The organism is Streptomyces sp. NPDC102402 (assembly GCF_044765765.1).
In the GTDB taxonomy this organism is placed as follows: Bacteria; Actinomycetota; Actinomycetes; order Streptomycetales; family Streptomycetaceae; genus Streptomyces.
Genome location: NZ_JBIWKR010000017.1, coordinates 23,443 through 40,338, shown reverse-complemented (window position 1 = coordinate 40,338; position 16,896 = coordinate 23,443). Strand labels below are relative to the sequence as shown.

16 protein-coding genes and 1 pseudogene are annotated in these 16,896 nt (G+C 69.9%); 6 read left to right on the top strand and 11 right to left on the bottom strand.

Translation table 11 applies throughout. The features are described from left to right. Nucleotides 1–23: 23 nt before the first annotated feature. Nucleotides 24–800 (top strand): phosphate ABC transporter ATP-binding protein PstB, encoded by a 777-nt coding sequence (gene pstB, locus ACIRJR_RS31940; protein WP_403787104.1) that lies wholly within the window; start codon nucleotides 24–26, stop codon nucleotides 798–800. Between the two features lie 117 nt (nucleotides 801–917). Here pstB and ACIRJR_RS31935 read toward each other — a convergent pair whose 3' ends face one another. Together ACIRJR_RS31935 and ACIRJR_RS31930 are read right to left on the bottom strand one after the other, a co-directional pair. Next, nucleotides 918–1,916: an anion permease gene (locus ACIRJR_RS31935; protein WP_403787102.1), complete on the bottom strand. Its 999-nt coding sequence runs from the start codon at nucleotides 1,914–1,916 to the stop codon at nucleotides 918–920. Nucleotides 1,917–1,921: 5 nt separating this feature from the next. Next, nucleotides 1,922–2,542 (bottom strand): DUF47 domain-containing protein, encoded by a 621-nt coding sequence (locus ACIRJR_RS31930; protein WP_015578119.1) that lies wholly within the window; start codon nucleotides 2,540–2,542, stop codon nucleotides 1,922–1,924. A 221-nt stretch (nucleotides 2,543–2,763) separates the two neighbouring features. Here ACIRJR_RS31930 and ACIRJR_RS31925 point away from each other — a divergent pair, with 221 nt between their 5' ends. Beyond that, nucleotides 2,764–3,111: a metal-sensitive transcriptional regulator gene (locus tag ACIRJR_RS31925; protein ID WP_403787100.1), complete on the top strand. Its 348-nt coding sequence runs from the start codon at nucleotides 2,764–2,766 to the stop codon at nucleotides 3,109–3,111. A 107-nt stretch (nucleotides 3,112–3,218) separates the two neighbouring features. On the opposite strand, the gene ACIRJR_RS31920 is transcribed toward ACIRJR_RS31925, so the two are convergent. Next, nucleotides 3,219–3,428 carry a hypothetical protein gene (locus ACIRJR_RS31920; RefSeq protein ID WP_403787098.1) on the bottom strand — a complete coding sequence of 70 codons (210 nt, stop codon included), beginning with the start codon at nucleotides 3,426–3,428 and terminating at the stop codon, nucleotides 3,219–3,221. A 100-nt stretch (nucleotides 3,429–3,528) separates the two neighbouring features. Further along, nucleotides 3,529–4,416 (bottom strand): hypothetical protein, encoded by an 888-nt coding sequence (locus ACIRJR_RS31915; protein WP_403787096.1) that lies wholly within the window; start codon nucleotides 4,414–4,416, stop codon nucleotides 3,529–3,531. 152 nt (nucleotides 4,417–4,568) lie between these two features. Between ACIRJR_RS31915 and ACIRJR_RS31910 the strand changes: the two genes are divergently transcribed. Continuing rightward, on the top strand, nucleotides 4,569–4,757 hold the full coding sequence (locus tag ACIRJR_RS31910) for a hypothetical protein (RefSeq protein WP_403787094.1): 189 nt from the start codon (nucleotides 4,569–4,571) through the stop codon (nucleotides 4,755–4,757). Here ACIRJR_RS31910 and ACIRJR_RS31905 read toward each other — a convergent pair. From ACIRJR_RS31905 to ACIRJR_RS31880, 6 genes are all read right to left on the bottom strand, one after another. Beyond that, nucleotides 4,754–7,810: a tetratricopeptide repeat protein gene (locus ACIRJR_RS31905; RefSeq protein WP_403787092.1), complete on the bottom strand. Its 3,057-nt coding sequence runs from the start codon at nucleotides 7,808–7,810 to the stop codon at nucleotides 4,754–4,756. The genes ACIRJR_RS31910 and ACIRJR_RS31905 overlap by 4 nt on opposite strands. Before the next feature lie 303 nt (nucleotides 7,811–8,113). Continuing rightward, nucleotides 8,114–8,842 (bottom strand): phosphatase PAP2 family protein, encoded by a 729-nt coding sequence (locus tag ACIRJR_RS31900; RefSeq protein WP_403787090.1) that lies wholly within the window; start codon nucleotides 8,840–8,842, stop codon nucleotides 8,114–8,116. 301 nt (nucleotides 8,843–9,143) lie between these two features. Beyond that, nucleotides 9,144–10,133, bottom strand: a complete 990-nt coding sequence (locus ACIRJR_RS31895) for an NlpC/P60 family protein (protein ID WP_403787325.1) — start codon at nucleotides 10,131–10,133, stop codon at nucleotides 9,144–9,146. Between the two features lie 115 nt (nucleotides 10,134–10,248). Next, nucleotides 10,249–10,704, bottom strand: a complete 456-nt coding sequence (locus ACIRJR_RS31890) for a hypothetical protein (RefSeq protein ID WP_403787088.1) — start codon at nucleotides 10,702–10,704, stop codon at nucleotides 10,249–10,251. A 101-nt stretch (nucleotides 10,705–10,805) separates the two neighbouring features. Further along, nucleotides 10,806–12,599: an alpha/beta hydrolase gene (locus tag ACIRJR_RS31885; RefSeq protein ID WP_403787086.1), complete on the bottom strand. Its 1,794-nt coding sequence runs from the start codon at nucleotides 12,597–12,599 to the stop codon at nucleotides 10,806–10,808. Further along, nucleotides 12,596–12,985, bottom strand: a complete 390-nt coding sequence (locus tag ACIRJR_RS31880; protein WP_403787084.1) for a hypothetical protein — start codon at nucleotides 12,983–12,985, stop codon at nucleotides 12,596–12,598. The genes ACIRJR_RS31885 and ACIRJR_RS31880 overlap by 4 nt, the downstream gene beginning before the upstream one ends. A gap of 375 nt (nucleotides 12,986–13,360) precedes the next feature. On the opposite strand from ACIRJR_RS31880, the gene ACIRJR_RS31875 reads away from it, so the two are divergent. Both ACIRJR_RS31875 and ACIRJR_RS31870 read left to right on the top strand, forming a co-directional pair. Beyond that, the gene (locus ACIRJR_RS31875) at nucleotides 13,361–13,990 is read left to right on the top strand and encodes a histidine phosphatase family protein (RefSeq protein WP_403787082.1); all 630 of its coding nucleotides are present in this window, start codon (nucleotides 13,361–13,363) and stop codon (nucleotides 13,988–13,990) included. Nucleotides 13,991–14,092: 102 nt separating this feature from the next. Then, a pseudogene (locus tag ACIRJR_RS31870) lies at nucleotides 14,093–15,363 on the top strand (hypothetical protein). Between the two features lie 15 nt (nucleotides 15,364–15,378). Here ACIRJR_RS31870 and ACIRJR_RS31865 read toward each other — a convergent pair. Next, nucleotides 15,379–15,822 carry an ATP-binding protein gene (locus tag ACIRJR_RS31865; RefSeq protein WP_403787080.1) on the bottom strand — a complete coding sequence of 148 codons (444 nt, stop codon included), beginning with the start codon at nucleotides 15,820–15,822 and terminating at the stop codon, nucleotides 15,379–15,381. Nucleotides 15,823–16,035: 213 nt separating this feature from the next. Between ACIRJR_RS31865 and ACIRJR_RS31860 the strand changes: the two genes are divergently transcribed. Further along, nucleotides 16,036–16,887, top strand: coding sequence for a Scr1 family TA system antitoxin-like transcriptional regulator (locus tag ACIRJR_RS31860; protein ID WP_403787078.1), 852 nt, complete (start codon nucleotides 16,036–16,038; stop codon nucleotides 16,885–16,887). Nucleotides 16,888–16,896: the final 9 nt, after the last annotated feature.

The window sequence follows — 16,896 nt, the reverse complement described above, 5'->3', positions numbered from 1 at the left end:
ACGCAGAAAGCAGTTGATTCCACATGGCCAAGCGCATCGACATCGGCGGCCTCACCGCCTACTACGGCTCCCACAAGGCCATCGAGGACATCTCGATGACCGTGGAACCCCGCTCCGTGACCGCCTTCATCGGCCCGTCCGGCTGCGGCAAGTCCACCTTCCTGCGCACCCTGAACCGCATGCACGAGGTCACCCCCGGTGGCCGCGTCGAGGGCAAGGTGCTGCTGGACGACGAGAACCTGTACGGACCCGGCGTCGACCCCGTCGCCGTGCGCCGTACGGTCGGCATGGTCTTCCAGCGCCCGAACCCCTTCCCGACGATGTCGATCTTCGACAACGTCGCGGCGGGCCTCCGGCTGAACGGCTCGTACCGCAAGAGCCAGCTGTCGGACATCGTCGAGAAGTCCCTCAAGGGCGCCAACCTCTGGAACGAGGTCAAGGACCGCCTGAACAAGCCGGGCTCCGGCCTCTCCGGCGGCCAGCAGCAGCGCCTCTGCATCGCCCGCGCCATCGCGGTCGAGCCGCAGGTGCTGCTGATGGACGAGCCGTGCTCGGCGCTCGACCCGATCTCGACCCTCGCCATCGAGGACCTGATCGGCGAGCTGAAGGAGCGCTTCACGATCGTCATCGTGACGCACAACATGCAGCAGGCGGCGCGCGTCTCGGACCGTACGGCGTTCTTCAACCTCTCGGCGGTGGGCAAGCCCGGCCGCCTGATAGAGATCGACGAGACGGAGCGGATCTTCTCCAACCCGTCGGTGCAGGCGACCGAGGACTACATCTCGGGCCGCTTCGGATAACCACAGACGGCCTTGGGGTGCTGCATGGCGGTGCCACCACAAGGCGGAAAAGGGTCCGCCCCCGCTCTCCTGTCATGGAGAGCGGGGGCGGACCCACGTCGCGGGGAGACCAGGCCGTCAGCCGAAGAGCAGCACGACGATGCCGTAGCTGAGCGCCGCCATCAGCGCCGCCGCCGGCATCGTGATGAACCAGCCCAGGATGATGTTCTTGGCGACGCCCCACCGCACGGCGTTCACCCGCTTCGTCGCGCCGACGCCCATGATCGCCGAGGTGATCACATGAGTCGTGGAGATCGGTGCGTGGAAGAGGAACGCCGAGCCGAACATGATCGACGCGCCGGTCGTCTCCGCCGCGAACCCCTGCGGCGGATCCAGCTCGATGATCTTGCGGCCGAGCGTACGCATGATGCGCCAGCCACCGGCGTACGTGCCGAGGGACAGCATCGCCGCACAGGCGATCTTCACCCAGACCGGGATCTCGTCGTTCGGACCCTCGACATCGGCGATGACCAGGGCCATGACCACGATGCCCATCGTCTTCTGCGCGTCCTGCAGACCGTGCCCGAGAGCCATGCCCGCCGCGGAGACCGTCTGCGCGATACGGAAGCCCCGCTTGGCCTTGTGAGGGTTGGACTTCCTGAATATCCACATGATCGCGACCATCACCAGATAGCCGGCGACCAGGCCGATGACCGGGGACAGGAACATCGGGATGACGATCTTCTCGAGCACCCCGTCCCAGTGCACCATCGTCCCGCCGGCCAGCGCCGCGCCGACCATGCCGCCGAACAGGGCGTGCGAGGACGAGGACGGCAGGCCGTAGTACCAGGTGACCAGGTTCCAGATGATCGCGCCGACCAGCGCCGCGAAGAGGATTCCCATCCCCTTCTGGCCCTCGGGCGTGGCGATCAGGCCTTCGCTGACGGTCTTGGCGACCCCCTGGCCCAGGAAGGCGCCCGCGAGGTTCATCACGGCGGCCATCGCCAGAGCCGCACGCGGGGTCAGCGCCCGGGTGGAGACCGAGGTGGCGATGGCGTTCGCCGAGTCGTGGAAGCCGTTCGTATACGTGAAGCCGAGCGCGACACCGATGGTCACGATCAGCGCAAAGGTGTCCACGAGGTTCAGGACTCCTTGACCGCGATGGTCTCCACCGTGTTGGCGACGTGCTCGAACGCGTCAGCCGCCTCTTCCAGCACGTCCACGATCTGCTTGAGCTTCAGCACGTCCATGGCGTCGTACTTGCCGTTGAACAGCTGCGCCAGCAGTTTGCGGTGGATCTGGTCGGCCTGGTTCTCCAGGCGGTTGACCTCGATCCAGTACTCGGTGAGGTTCTCCATGGTGCGCAGACTCGGCATGGCCTCGGCGGTCAGCTCCGCCGCCCGGGCCAGGACCTCGATCTGCTGCTCGACACCCTTCGGGAGCTCGTCGATCTGGTACAGGACGACCAGGTCGACGGCCTCCTCCATGAAGTCCATGATGTCGTCGAGCGACGACGCGAGGTTGTAGATGTCCTCGCGGTCGAACGGCGTGATGAAGGAGGAGTTCAGCTGGTGGAAGATCGCGTGGGTGGCATCGTCCCCCGCGTGCTCCGCTGCCCGCATACGCTCCGCGATCTCGACTCGGGAGGCAGAATCCGCCCCGAGCAGTTCCATCAGGAGCTTCGAGCCCGTGACGATGTTGTCCGCGGAGGCGGAAAACATGTCGTAGAAGCTCGTCTCCCTGGGGGTCAGACGAAAGCGCACGTGGGGTCCTCGGGGTGCTTTGGATTCGGTCAGGCTGATGCTAGGCGCATCATCCGGCCACGGCTAACCGGCGTTGTTCAGTGTCGCGCATCGGGCACAGTGATCAGCACGGCCCCCCGGTCACGTTTCGGCTGGATTCGTTACGATATACCCGGCAGGGGTATACAGACGGCACGGAACGGCATGCCGGCCGCAGGCCACGAGGACAAACGGAGGACCGCATGACCACCACCGAGGCCACCGACGCAGCAGGTGAGGACGCGGTCGTCACCGACCACGACCGCGGAATCCACGGCTACCACCACCAGAAGGACGAGCACCTCAAGCGCCTGCGCCGCATCGAGGGCCAGATCCGCGGCCTCCAGCGGATGGTGGACGAGGACGTCTACTGCATCGACATACTCACCCAGGTCTCGGCCTCCACCAAGGCCCTGCAGTCCTTCGCGCTCCAGCTCCTGGAGGAGCATCTGCGCCACTGTGTGGCGGATGCCGCACTCAAGGGCGGCGAGGAGATCGACGCGAAGGTCGAGGAGGCCACCAAGGCGATCGCCCGTCTGCTGCGTACATGACGGCGGCCGGGAGGGGGCTGGTCATCCCCGGTGGCGGGACTGCCCGCGGCCGGGAGGGGGCTGGTCATCCCCGGTGGCGGGACCGCCCGCGGCCGGGAGGGGGCTGGTCATCCCCGGTGGCGGGACTGCCGGGGGATCGTCGGCACCGCTTCCGCGCCGTCCGCCCCGACCTTGAGCACCTCGTCGATCCGGTCGGGACTGAGCCGGTCCTCGATGGCGTCGGCTGCCGCGATCATGAGCTCGCCGCACAGCTCGATCTCGGCGAGGGCCACACAGTCCTGAGCGTTCGGAGCGCTGAGCGTCACCACCTGCGTCACCTCTCTCTGCTGTCGCCGACTCCCTGGCGCACCGACTCCCTAGCGTAGGGAGCGCGGCACGCACCGCGCATGGCACGGAAGGACCATTTCGGCCCCCTCCCTACGGCGTTTCCGGGCCACTGCGACCCTGCTCGACCCGTCCCGTGTAGATCTCCGCGTCGGGCGGCAGCTCCACGGAGACCGGCACCCCGAAGTCGTAGAGCAGCATCGTCGACACCACCGCCACCGCGGGCCCCTCGGTCGCGAAGGTGAAGCGGTGGCGGACCTTCCGCAGCAGGCCGTCGTCGTCCAGATACGCGTCGAAGGGCACCGCGTCCGTGCTGAACCCTTTCGCCGCGGCGGTCAGCGCCCCGCGCGAGGACGACGAGGCCGCCCGCGCCGCCCGCCCGAGGTCCGCGGTCCCGCGGTAGTGCCGGACCGGCACCCCGGCCAGCTCCGTCCGCCCGACGTAGGTCACCTCGCCCGCGCCACGCAGGAGCTCCGCGGCGGCCGTCGGATCCGTCACACCGCCGGTGACGAGATTGCCGTCCTCCAGGGTCGTCGTGTCGATCCGCACCCACTTGTCGTCGGGCACCCCGGCGCCCCGGTTCTTCATGTACAGCGCCCCGGGGGCCAGCAGCTCCGTGATCGGCCGGTGCTCGTCGGCCCCGGCGGCGTCCTTCGGCAGGAGCACCTTGATCCGGCCCAGCTGCCTGCGGAAGTCGTACGCCCCCTGGCCCCTGATCGTCACCCGGGTCCCGCCCGCCGCGGTCTCCATCGACGTACGCGTCTCGGCGCTGCCCGCTCCCGCCAGCTCCTCGGCTGCCCTGCGGACCACGGCGGCGGGGGCGCCGGCCGGACCGTCCTGGGCCACGGCGCGCCGGCCTGCTCCGTCGCCTCCGCCGGCGTCCGCGCCCGAGCACGCGCTGCTCACCGTCATCACACCCGCGACGGCCAGGGCGCACACAGCCAGTGCCCCGCCTCCGGACCTCTGCTGCTGCACCGCCATCGCCTGCCAACCCCCAACGACGTACATCTGACCGAGTTCCCGCCCGTCCCGCCTAACGACGGCCGGGGCGCCCCGTCACGCCACCGGGCCCCTTCCGGAAGCCGATCGGCCCACTCGCCGGCCGCCCCACGCCTCCCCAGTACCGTGGACGCGTGCCTCAGGACCCCCCGGACTCCCCCGTCCACAGCGCCCCGCCGGCGCACAGCACCACCACCGTCGAGCGCGGCTCCTTCTGCGTCGCGCGCTGCAGCTGCGGCTGGTCGGGCGCCGCCCGGCGCTCCCGCGACCGGGCCCGCACGGACGCGGCGGACCACCTCACGCCCCCGGGCGATGCCCGCTAGAGCATCGCCCGCAACCGCCTCATGACCGACTCGATGCCAGGCCCCGCCTCCGGGAGGACCTCCCGGAGAAAGGCCAGGTCCTCGATCGTCTCCCCGACGAGGTCCGCCCCGGGGCCCAGCTCGGCCAGCGCCCGGCACCGGGCGGCCGCCACATCGTCGTCGGACAGGACACAGGCGAGGACGAGCAGGCCCTGGTGCGCGTCCACGATGTCGCCGCCGTCCTCCCCGGCACCGGTGAAGAGGCGCAGGGCACATGCGAAGCGCGCCTCCGCCCCCCGGCCGTCGCCGGTCGCCCGCAGCGCGAGGCCGTGCAGCATCTGGTTCCAGCCGTCCTCCGGATCGACCTCGACGGCCCGTACGCAGTCTGCGAGCGCCTCCTCGTGCCTGCCCATGCGCAGATACGTCCGGGCCCGCGCACACAGGATCCAGCCCGAGGACGGATCGATCCCGACGGCGCCGGTGAGATCGGCGACCGCGTCCTCGTACAGCCCCATCGCCTCGTACAACTCGCCACGGTGACCGGCCGCCCGGGCGTAACCGGGGCTGATGTCGAGGGCCCGCGTGTAGTCGGCGAGCGCGTCCTCCCGACGCCCCCTGCCCTCGTGCACCTGGCCCCGGCCGGCGTACGCCCAGGCGTACTGCGGGTTGATCCCGATGGCACGGGTGTAGTCGGCCAGCGCCTCCTCGTGCCGGCCCAGCCGTTCGAACAGCTCCGCCCGGCTCCCGAACGCCCAGGCGTACAGCGGCTCGATCCCGATGGCACGGGTGTAGTCGGCCAGCGCCTCCTCATGCCGGCCCAGCCGCTCCAAGAGCTCCGCCCGGCTCCCGAACGCCCAGGCGTACTGCGGGTCGATCCCGATGGCACGGGCGTAGTCGGCAAGCGCCTCGTCCTGACGGCCCATCGCGTCGTGCACCCGCGCCCGGCTCGCGTACGCCCACGCGTACTGGGGGTCGAGCTCGACGGCGCGGGCGAAATCGGCCAGGGCCTCCTCGTGCCGCCCCAGGCTCTCGAAGAGCTCCGCCCGGCTCCCCACCGCCCAGTCGTAGAGGGGGTTGATCCCGATGGCGCGGCCATAGTCGGCCAGCGCCTCCTCGTAGCGCCCCATCGCCTCGTACACCCGCGCCCGGCTCGCGTACGCCCACGCGTACAGCGGGTCGATCCCGATGGCACGGGCGAAATCGGCCAGGGCCTCCTCGTGCCGCCCCAGATTGCGGTGGGAGTCACCGCGGCTGCCCAGGGCGATGGCGTAACCCGGGTCGATCTCCACCGCACGCGTGCAGGAGGCGACCGCCTCCTCGTGCCGGCCCAGCACCCGGTAGGTCTCCCCGAGCCCCGCATGGGGACGGGCCTCGTCCGGCGTGAGGGCCACGGCGGCCACGCAGTCCGCCAGAGCGCTCTCCGCATCACCCGCGCCCCGGTACTCCACGGCACGCAGGGTGTACACCAACGCCCTTCCCGGAGCGTCGAGTTCGTGTGCAGTCAACAGCAGCGTCAGTACGGCCGTACTCGCCCCCTCCTGTTCGGACGCGGCCTCGATACGGCGGCCCCAGGACGTGAGGGCGTCCGCGTCGGTGTCGAGCCCGGCACCGCTGAGGATCTGGGCCCAGCGGCGCAGTGTGGCGACGTCGCGGCCGATGGCACGGGCACTCTGGCGCAACGCGTCGGGCAGGGCACCCCGCGGATTGGCGCACAGCCGGTGATACGTCTCGTTCAGCCGGTGCTCCCGCCAGGCGGCGTCCCTCCAGTGGTCCTCGGGTTCGGTACCGAGGTCCGCCTCGGCCGCCAGCCGCCACTGCCGGAAGAGGTCGGCCAGGCGGGTGTGCGCCTGCTGCCACCGGACGGGCGACCGGGTCCGCTGCAGGCGCAGCATGGCGGCGCGTACGACCTCGTGGTAGCGGCAGCGGCCCGCGAGGGGAGAGACGAAGGCCAGGCCGCGCAGCCACGCATAGCTTCCGGCGGCGGATTCCGGGACGACCGCGCGGTAGACGTCCTCGTCGATCCGCAGCGGAAGCGCGCAGGCCAGAGCGGCCTCGCGCCGCTCCGGGTCCGGCTCCCACTTCAGGAACCTCTCGACCGCGGTCTCCGAGGGATCGCCCGTGCCCGAGCCCCCGCCCGGGTCGCTCCGGGCCAGCATGTCGACCAGCAGCGGGAGCCTGCCCGACAGGCGCAGGACCAGCTCGACCCCGGCCTCGTCGGTGACACCCTGGGCGGCGAGCAGCGTGCGCGCCTCGTCCTCGGTGAACACCTCCAGGAGCACCTCCGTGATCTGGCCCAGCCGGTCGCCCCACACCCTGGCGTCCAGGCGCAGCTGCCCGGACAGCACGACCTGCACGTTGACCGGCAGGCCCCCGTGCTCCTCGCCGAACACGATGTCGTGCAGCCACACGTCGAGCACCGGCCCGGTCCGCTCGTACACGTCGAAGAACAGCACCACCCGCTCGCACCGCTCCGCCACGTCGGCCAGGTCCTCCAGGAAGACCGGGGCGAGGACCGCCACCGGATCCATCACCAGCCGTACATCGTCGTGGCTGCGCAGGCGCGCGGTCAGGGCGGCCCGCACCCGGTCCGCACCCAACGCGACCTGCTGCGGATCGACCGCGCCCGCGAGCGCCCCGATCCCGGGCACCATGCCCAGCCCGACCAGCCCCAACTGCGCCGCGACCGTGCTCGACGGCGACGCGGCCTGCAGGGGGTCGGCCACCTGGCCTCCCGACGGGTCGGACTGCTGCGGCGCGGCGACAGCGCTCTCCGCCTGGTGGCGGCGCTGCCGGTAGGTGGCCAGCTGCTTGTCGAACCGCTTCAGCGGGTTCCCCTGGCGGCCCAGCCGGGCACTGACGGCTTCCATCGCCTCGACCGCGTCCTGCACCTCGTCGCCGACGAACGCCGTGACGGCGGAGGGCTGTGCCAGGGCAGCGGTCTCCCACTGGCGGACCAGGGTCGACTTGCCCACGCCCGCGTTGCCGCGCACATGGAAAAGGAAAGGGAAGCCGACCTCCTCGGGGTCCCTGGCGAAGGTCTCCCGGAACACCGCCAGCTCACCGCGGCGTCCCACGAACCCCGTCCGTTCTCCACGGCGGTTCACCTCCTGCCGTGACGGCCGCCGGCCGGCCACACGCACCACCCCCCGATAAGTCCCCGGACATGATGCCCCGTCACGGTCACGACGCCGCCGGAACGATCGAAGTCAGCCATTCTCACGGACAGGCGTGAGGGGCGCCCCGGTCGGGACACCCCTCAGTTCGTCTCATGTCGTGGACGTCGTGGACGTCGTGGACGTCGTGGACGTCGTGGACGTCGTGGACGTCGTGGACGTCGTGGACGTCGTGGACGTCGTGGACGTCGTGGACCGCTCCGGCTATGCGGCGAGGTCCTTCTCGCCCGGTGCGCCCCGGCCGGACCCCGGGCTCGGCTCGGGGATCCCGCGCGCCTCGCCACGTCCGCCGGTCGCCGTGGACGCTCCGCCCGACCGGACGAGCCGTCCGACGACCCCGGCGCGGGCCACGGCCCCCACCACGGGGGTCAGGAGCATCATCGCCAGCGGGGCGAGCAGCAGGGCGACAGCCGTGCCGAGGGCGAAGCCGCCGATCACGTCGGTCGGATAGTGGACGCCCATGTAGACGCGGCAGAAGCCCTCGAGGAGCGCCAGCCCGATCGCGACCAGGCCGAACCTCCTGTTGGCGACGAAGAGGCCCACGGCGATCGCCATCGCCATCGTCGCGTGGTCGCTCACGAAGGAGAAGTCCGTCTTGCCCTGCACCAGGACTTCGAGTCCCTTGTGGTCGAAGAACGGGCGCGGCCTCTCCACGAAGCCCCGGATCGGGATGTTGACGAGCAGGGCGATCCCGGCGGCGAGCGGCGCCCACACGAGCCCGGCGACCGCCGTCACCGAGTCCTCGGTCGTCCCGCGTCGGCGCACGCTCCACCAGCACCACAGGACCGCCAGGACCATGGCGAACATGATCCCGAATTCACCGACGAACTCCATGACCCGGTCGAACCAGGTCGGAGCGGCCTTCGCCAGCCCATTGATGTCGTAGAGCAGGCTGACGTCGGGGTTCGACCCATCGAGTGCGAGTCCAGCCATCTGCTGCGGCCCCTTGCCTTGTCTGCTGCTGCGACGCACAACGGCGTGCGTCGCCTTGGTCTGACCCCCGTGGTCGGTGCGGATTCACTGCCGCGTCACGCCATGATGCCGTCACGCCCGACTGGTCCGGGCAGTCACGCATGGTCACGTGCGCATGCTGTCCCAGTCCAGGGAACGGCCTGTCAGCTCTCTACGTTCCGTTCTCCACCGAATGATCACCATGACGTTATCGAAGAGTGACTCATCGTCGCAGCTCAGGGCCCGGGCTTCACGGAGAGTTCCGGCCACGGCCGACTGCCCGTCAGCTTTCCGGGAGCGCGGTCGGGAGTGCCGCGGCCCCGTCCTTCGTGACCCTCGTCGCACCGAAGTAGTCAGGGGTGTCGATCTTGTCGAACCGGATCACCGCACCGGTGTACGGCGCGTTGATCATGTACCCGCCACCGACGTAGAGACCCACGTGCCGGATGGCCCGCGAGTTGTTCAGGTCGTCCGAGAAGAACACCAGGTCGCCGGGGAGGAGCTCGTCCCGTGAGGGGTGCGCCCCCGCGTTGTACTGGTCATTGGCGACACGGGGCAGTTCGATGTCGACAGTCCGGTACGCGGCCTGCGTCAGCCCGGAACAGTCGAACCGGCCCCCCTGGTCGGCCGTCCCGTTGCCGCCCCAGAGATACGGGGTGCCGAGCTTCTTCTGCGCGAAGTAGATCGCCCCGGCCGCCTGCTGCGAGGGCTGGACCCGGCCCACGGGCTTGGCGAAGCTCTTCTCCAGGGAGCGGATGATCTTGACGTAGTTCTGCGTCTCGCTGATCCTGGGCACCCCGCCCGACTGGATCACCCGGTAGGCGCCCGCGTTGTACGCGGCGAGCATGTTGTCGGTCGGGTCACCCGGCACCTTCCTGACGTACCCGGCGAGCTCGCAGTCGTAGGACGCGGCGGACGGAATCGCGTCGGCCGGATCCCATACGTCCCGGTCCCCGTCCTTGTCCCCGTCGATGCCGTGCGAGGCCCAGGTCCCCGGGATGAACTGCGCGATGCCCTGCGCGGCGGCGTGACTCTGAGCGCGGGGGTTCCAGCCGCTCTCCTGATACAACTGCGCCGCCAGGAGAGCGGGGTTGATGGCCGGGCAGAGGTTGCCCCACTTCTCCACGAGCGGCTGGTACCGCGCCGGTACCGCCCCCTTGGCCAGCCCGACGGCCCCGCTCGCCCCGGAGATCCCGGCGGCGGCGGAGTACGTACCGACGACGAGCAGGGCGATGAAGCACAGGCCCAGCCCGATCCCACCGCCGACGAACACCCAGTATTTCCGCACCCCCCAACCATCCCCCATCTGCACGGGGTTCACGACGCGATTCGCTGGTGTGTACGGGTGGATGGGGGCATGAGGGGGCGTCAGGGGCGGCTACGGGGGGTCAGGGGGCGCCGGCGGACCAGAAGGGCGAGCGGATGTTGGGGCGGGGGATGTTCTCCATGCCCTCGTAAGTGGGAGCTGTGGCCTGGGTGGTGGACTCGGCTACCTCGGACTCTTCAACGCAGGGGGTGTCGACTTCGAAGAACACCTGGCCTTCGCCTCCGACGATCAGACTGACGCCGAACCCGTCCTTCGTCTGGGCAAAGATCGCCGGGACGTCCGGATCGTTGTTGACGGATTTCATCCGGTACCCGCTGGTGCGCCAGTAGCGATCCACCACGCCCAGGAAACTACCTCTGCGTTCGGCGGAGACGATGGTCATCACCGCGCGTCGCCTGGTTACGTCGCAGCTTCCAGTGGTCGTCGGACCGTGAGTCCAATTAACTGCTGGCCGCACCTCCGCAAATACTTCGTTCAAGATTCCATCGGCTCGATTTGCCGCTTCCTGCATGTTCATTTTCGAGTTCTCCACCTGCCCGGGAGAGGCAGCACCACCCACACAACCCGACAAGACGCACGAGAAGATTGCTACAGAGGCCACACACCTGAGCGCACGAATCATCGATACTCCTCAGACTTGACCTTTTCGGCGCGTCCAGCAGAAATCAGAGCGATACTGTTCGCTGACGATGGATCCCGGACTGGATCGAAATATTGTGAATGCGCACCGATCGAAGCTCCGACCCCGCCAACGAGACCAGGCCCATCATCGACATTGAACCGTCGAGCACCGAATGCCGCACTCGCGGGATCCTTCCCAAACCAGAGATCATCGTCACCCTGGTCTGCGATATCTCCCACAACATAGGTGAGGGGGCCAGACATAGCTACCATCGCCCCAGCCGCCACCTGCTGCTTTGCGGGCATCTTTGTCACCACGTCGTTTTCTGCCGATCCGACGAATACATGCTCTCTACCCACACCAAGATCCTCCGCTCGGTCGACTCCCACGCCGGGACTGCCCACCAGAACAATGTCGTCGACACCGGGGATGCCGTCGCCTTGTTGCGTCGCTGCACCTACGGTCCGAGACCCGTAAGAGTGCCCAATAGCCGTCAGGTGGGGATCGCTGTGCTCGTTCGTCGCGGCCAACCCTGCCGTGAATTCATTTAAGCGTTCACCACCCGCCATTGCCCGTCCGTCTCCAGCTACCGCTAGACTACTGAACCCGTCGACAAGTTGCGGCGCGTCATATCCGAGCCAGGCAATCGCAGCACTGGACGGGTCGTAGTATCGCGCCCCAATCGCGGTGTCACGGGCGCGCTTCAGGTCTCCATCCGCAAACCCCTTATCCAGCGACGTATTCAGCCCCGGCACATACGCCGCAACATTCTTCGACGTATCCGGGTTCCCATAAGAGACGATCGCTCGCCCATTTCCCTCATCGCTGATACCCAGGAGGAACATCGGCGGCTCCCCCGGCTTGGCTGCCGCCCCCAACTGCCGGTCGATCTCCCGCAGCCCCGCCAGCTGGGTGACCGACTTGTCGTCGTCCCGCCCCTCCAGCTTGCCGATCAGCAGCGACAGGTTGTCGCGGTTCGCCGCGTCGCGGACCAGGGCCGGGATTCCGTCCAGGTTCCCGATCTGGTCCGGGTAGACCGCCAGGTACTCCTCGCGCTGCTCCTGGGTCAGCCCCGCCCACCAGTCGCGCCGTCTCGCAGGGGACGCGTCGCGCGGGATGGCGTCCTTGAGGTAGGCCCCCGCCGCGTCCCGGACCTCCGCAGCGTCACCCGCCGCGTCCTTCCACGTGGAGTCCGGGACCTTCAGGCCGTCCTCGGCCTTCAGCCGGCGCAGGATCCCCGCGTACCGCCAGTCGATCTCGGCCGCCGCCCGGACCGCCCCACTCACCCGGTCCGCGATGTCCTGGGCCTTGCCCGCGTTGGGGTTGGGTGCGACCAGACCGGAGGGCGGCGTCAGCCCCGGCGAGCCGCTCGACGCCGCCGTGCCGCCCCGCAGCGGGGCGCCGTCGACCAGGCCCTCGCCCCCTGCCGGGTAGGTCACCGACCCGTCCGCGTGCACGGTGAACTTCAGCGCGGCCGCGTCGTCCAGTGCGTCCTTCAGCGCTCGCTGCTGGGTCTTCATCTCGTGGGCCAGGGAGTTCAGCGTCGTACGGAGGAGCCCGCACTCGGTGTACACGTACTGGAAGTTGCGTCCCAGTTGCCGCAGCCGCCGCACCGCCGCCTGCGCCGCCTCGCCCTCCTGCGTGTCGCGGAGGCCCGTGAGGAGCTGCTGCTCGATGCGGTCACGCGCGGCGTCGGCACGGTTGCTGGACTTGCCCCACCCGTCGGCCGCGCCCTCCAGCTCGGCGCACTTCAGGTCCCGTAACTGCGCCCAGGTCAAGGCCGGCGTCACGACCCCTCACCCATCCGCGGGACGGGCACCGCGGCAATGGAGGAACCGACGGCCTCGTTCGTGGCGCCCTGCGTCCGCGCGACGGAACGCAGCTTGGCCGCCAGGCTGCCGCATTCCCCCTGCGCGGCCTGGATCCGCCGTTCCCAGGACTCCCGTACGGCGGCGAGCTCGGCCAGCGCGGTCAGCCGTCCCGCTCCCGCCATCAGCCCCGTGTGGGCAAGGGCCAACTCGGCCCGCACCGGCTGCAGATGGGTCACCAGCTCCTCCGCGCCCCCGGCGGCCCGCAGCCACGGGCCGTCGCTGTGCTTCAGCCTCGGCCCTCCTCCGCCCCCGACCGGCGGTCCTGCCGGGTCATCCGCGCCGCCCACCTCAGCCACACCACTCACCCCGTTCCTCGATCACGGAGCGGCACTGTGTCAAAGGCGGCGGAGCCGACACGCCGGGGCGCGGCGGCGTGGCGGCCCGGACCCCAGCGCCCGCAAGGAGCGGTCGGTACCCAAGATCACCCGAACGCGCGACGCCCCTCGCCGCACGGCGGGATGGTGGCCAAGGGCAGATCGGAGGTGGTTTCGGACAAAGGGATCCGCATTCCCCACGGATCCGCGTCCGCAACTGTCCGGAACCGCTCACTGAGCACGCTCGGTCTCAGGACCGGGCGGTCCGGTCCGGCCGCTGCGGAACCAGCGCGGGGGGCCACGACGTCCAGCGGGACGTCCGACCGAACCCGCTCGACCCCACCCACCTCCAGGAGAAGGGCCACCATGTCCTCGGCCACCACCCGCTTCCTCTACGTCGCCCGGCACGCCGAGGCATCCCCCGACGAGACCGAGCTGACGGAACGCGGCCGGCGCCAGGCGGCTCTCCTCGGCGAACGACTCCGGGGCGTACCGCTCTCCGCCGTGCACCACGGCCCCCTCCCGCGGGCCACGCAGACCGCCCGGCTGGTCCATGAGCGGCTCCGGCCGGACGTCCCCCTCCAGGTCTCGGAGGCGGCCGGTGACTACGTCCCGTACGTCCCGCGCCGGGAGGAACTCCCGAAGGAGTCGGCGGATCGTTTCCTCGCCTTCGTGGGCCAGTTCCCGGAGGACGAACGCAGTCGGGGAGCCGAGTTGGCGGACGCCGCGGGGGCACGGTTCACGGGTCCGGCGGAGGGCGACGAGCCCCGTCACGAACTGGTGATCACGCACGCCTTCCTGGCCGCATGGCTGGTACGGGACGCCCTCGACGCCCCCGCCTGGCGCTGGTTGGGGCTCAACCACGCCAACGCAGCCCTGACCGTGGTCCGTTACACGCCGGGCAGGCCCGCGACCCTGCTCATGGTCAACGACATGGGCCACCTGCCGGAGGAACTCCGCTGGACGGGCTTCCCTCCCGAGCTCCGCGCCGCCTGAGCCGGAGCGGGCCCGGCCGCGCCGAGCGGTTGTCCCCCGTGCGGATGGTTTACGGGGCGCGGCCCACGCGGCCCCGGGCGGTGCGGGCCGCCCTTCGTGATCATGCAAGGCGTGAACTCCCTACACCGCAACGCACCGCACGGCCAGAGGCTGTTGATGGCCGCCGGTCTCGCCGCGGCGGCTCTCGCCGCCTCCCTGCCCGCCGGGTCGACCGCCCGTGCAGCCGCCCCCGAGTCCGTACCGCCGTCCCGGCCGGTCACCGCCTCCGAGACCCGCACCACCACCTGGCTGGCCACCCATGCGGAGGACGCCGCCCGCTTCTTCCGGGACCTGCCCAAGGGAGGTGACCTGCACAATCACCTCTCCGGCGCGGTACGGACCGAGTACCTCGTCCAGCTCGCCGCCGACGACCGCCTCTGCATCGACGCCTCGATGACCGCCGTCGCCCCGCCGTGCGGGGCCGGCGCGCGGCCGGCCGCCGACGCACTCACGGACGCCGGTTTCCGGCAGGAGGTCATCCGGGCCTGGTCCATGCAGGACTTCCCGCAGGGCGAGTCGGGGCACGACCACTTCTTCGCCACGTTCGGGAAGTTCGGCGCCGCCACCTCGCACCGCGGGAAGATGCTGGCCGATGTGGCGGGCACCGCCGCGGCGCAGAACCAGACCTATCTGGAGACCATGGTGAGCCCCGCGTCGGCGGGCGCCAGGCAGCTCGCCGCAGACGTCGGCTGGGACGCGGATCTGGCGGCCCTGCACCGCAAGCTGCTCGCCGGTGGCCGCCTGGACCAGCTGGTGGCGGCCGCGAAGCAGGAGGCCGACACCGCCGACGCCGAGTTCCGCCGCGCCGCCCACTGCGCGACCACGGCCCCCGATCCGGCGTGCCGGATCACGGTGCGCTGGGCGACCTCGTGCACGAGGACGACTGGCAGCGCCTCGCCCGTGACATGGCGCGCCGGCAGATCGCCGTCGAGGTCCCGCTCACCAGCAACGCGCAGATCCTCCAGGTCGAGGGCGACGAGCACCCGTACCCGGTGTACCGGAAGTACGGGGTCCCCGTGGTGCTCTCCACCGACGATCCGGGGGTGTCGCGCGGTGACATCGGCCAGGAGTACCAGCGGGCAGCCCGCACCTACGGGCTCGGCTACCCGGAGCTGAAGGACCTGGCCCGGGCCTCCCTGGAGTACGCCTTCCTGCCGGGCCGCAGCTACTGGCGCCCCGACCCCGTGCGCCAGGGCTTCCGCCCGGTCCAGGAATGCCAGGCACCCCGGTCGGACCGCTGCGCCCGCTTCCTGGCGAACAGCCCGAAGGCCCGGCTGGAGTGGAACCAGGAGCAGTCCTTCCGCACCTTCGAGGCCCGGTACACCACTCGCTGACCCTGCCCGGCCCGATCAGGGGTGGCGCGGCTCGGTGCACTCGACCCAGAGCACCTTGCCGCCCTGCCCCGGCAGGGCGCCCCTGATGGGATACGCGCCCCAGCTCTCCGCGCACTCACGTACGAGCTGCAGCCCGCGCCCCCGCTCGGCCAGCGTCTCCGGCTCGCTCACGACACCGCCGCCGAACGGATCCGGAATCTCCGGACTGCTGTCCCACACCCCGACCCGCACCCGGTTCCGCCCGGCCCCTCGCAACCGCAGGGAGTACGGCCCGTCGGAGTGCCGGTACGCGTTGGTGACCAGTTCGCTCGCCAGGAGCTCGGCGGTCTCGATGAGATCCCTCATCCCGTGCACCCGCAGCACGGTCCGCAGCGTCGACCGGGCGATCCCGGGTCCACGGGGATCCTGCGGAAGTTGGAGGGTGTACGCCCAGGGCGGCGTTACGGTGGCCAGAACCATGGAAGTCTCCGTTCACGGAGGAGCGTTGTGGGTGTGCGTCTCGCATGGCCCGGTGACGAGACCGCTCCGTCGAGCGGGGTACTTCCGGGCAGACGGCCTGGGTCAGACACTAAGGCCCCGCAAGTATTACTTGCACTGTTTGATCGGATTCTTTAGCCGAACCACTCGTGTGGGTGACGCTCCGCAACGCGGGGCATCTCAGGGAGAGTTCATATGCCAGGCAGAGCAGCGCCCACTGCACGCCGCACGCGTCTGGGCGCGGAGTTGCGCAAGCTGCGCGAGCGCGCGGGGCTGACCACTACGCAGGCCGCAGACCTCCTTGGAACGAGCCCCGGGCAGCTGAGCAACATAGAGGTGGCCCGGTTCGGCGTCAGCGCCGACAGAGTGCGGGTCGCAGCCCGCACGTACTCCTGCATCGACCAGCCCCTGGTCGATGCCCTGGTCGACATGACGGGAGACCGAAAGCGCGGCTGGTGGGAGGAGTACCGGGAGATCCTGCCTCCGAAGCTTCTTGATCTCGCAGAGATCGAGCATCACGGCACGTCCTTGCGGGCGGCTCACAGCATTCACATCCCCGGCCTTCTCCAGACCGTCGATCACGCCCGTTCGATCTATCGGCAGGCAGTGCCCGGCATATCTCCGCCGGAGATCGAACACCGGGTCTCGTTCCGCGTGAAGCGTCAGACTGTCCTGTACCAGGATGACGCCGTGCCGTACCGCGCCCTTGTCCACGAGGCAGCACTCCGTATGCGCTTCGGTGGCCCGCTCATCGCCCGCGCCCAACTTCAGCACCTGCTCGAATTGAGCGAGTGCTCTCACGTGACCATCAAGGTGATCCCGTTCTCAGCGACGGACTACCCGGGGTCCGGCCAGTCCGTGTACTACGTGGCGGGCCGGGTCCCTGCCCTCGACACCGCTCAGCTCGATCAATCCCATGGACCTGTGTTCATCGACTCCGAGGCACAACTGGCTCAGTACAGGCTCCTACTCGAACGCCTCGACACCGTCGCACTGCCTGCGGACCAAACGCGAGACCTCATCCACGCCATCGCTCAGGAACTGTGAGGAACCGAA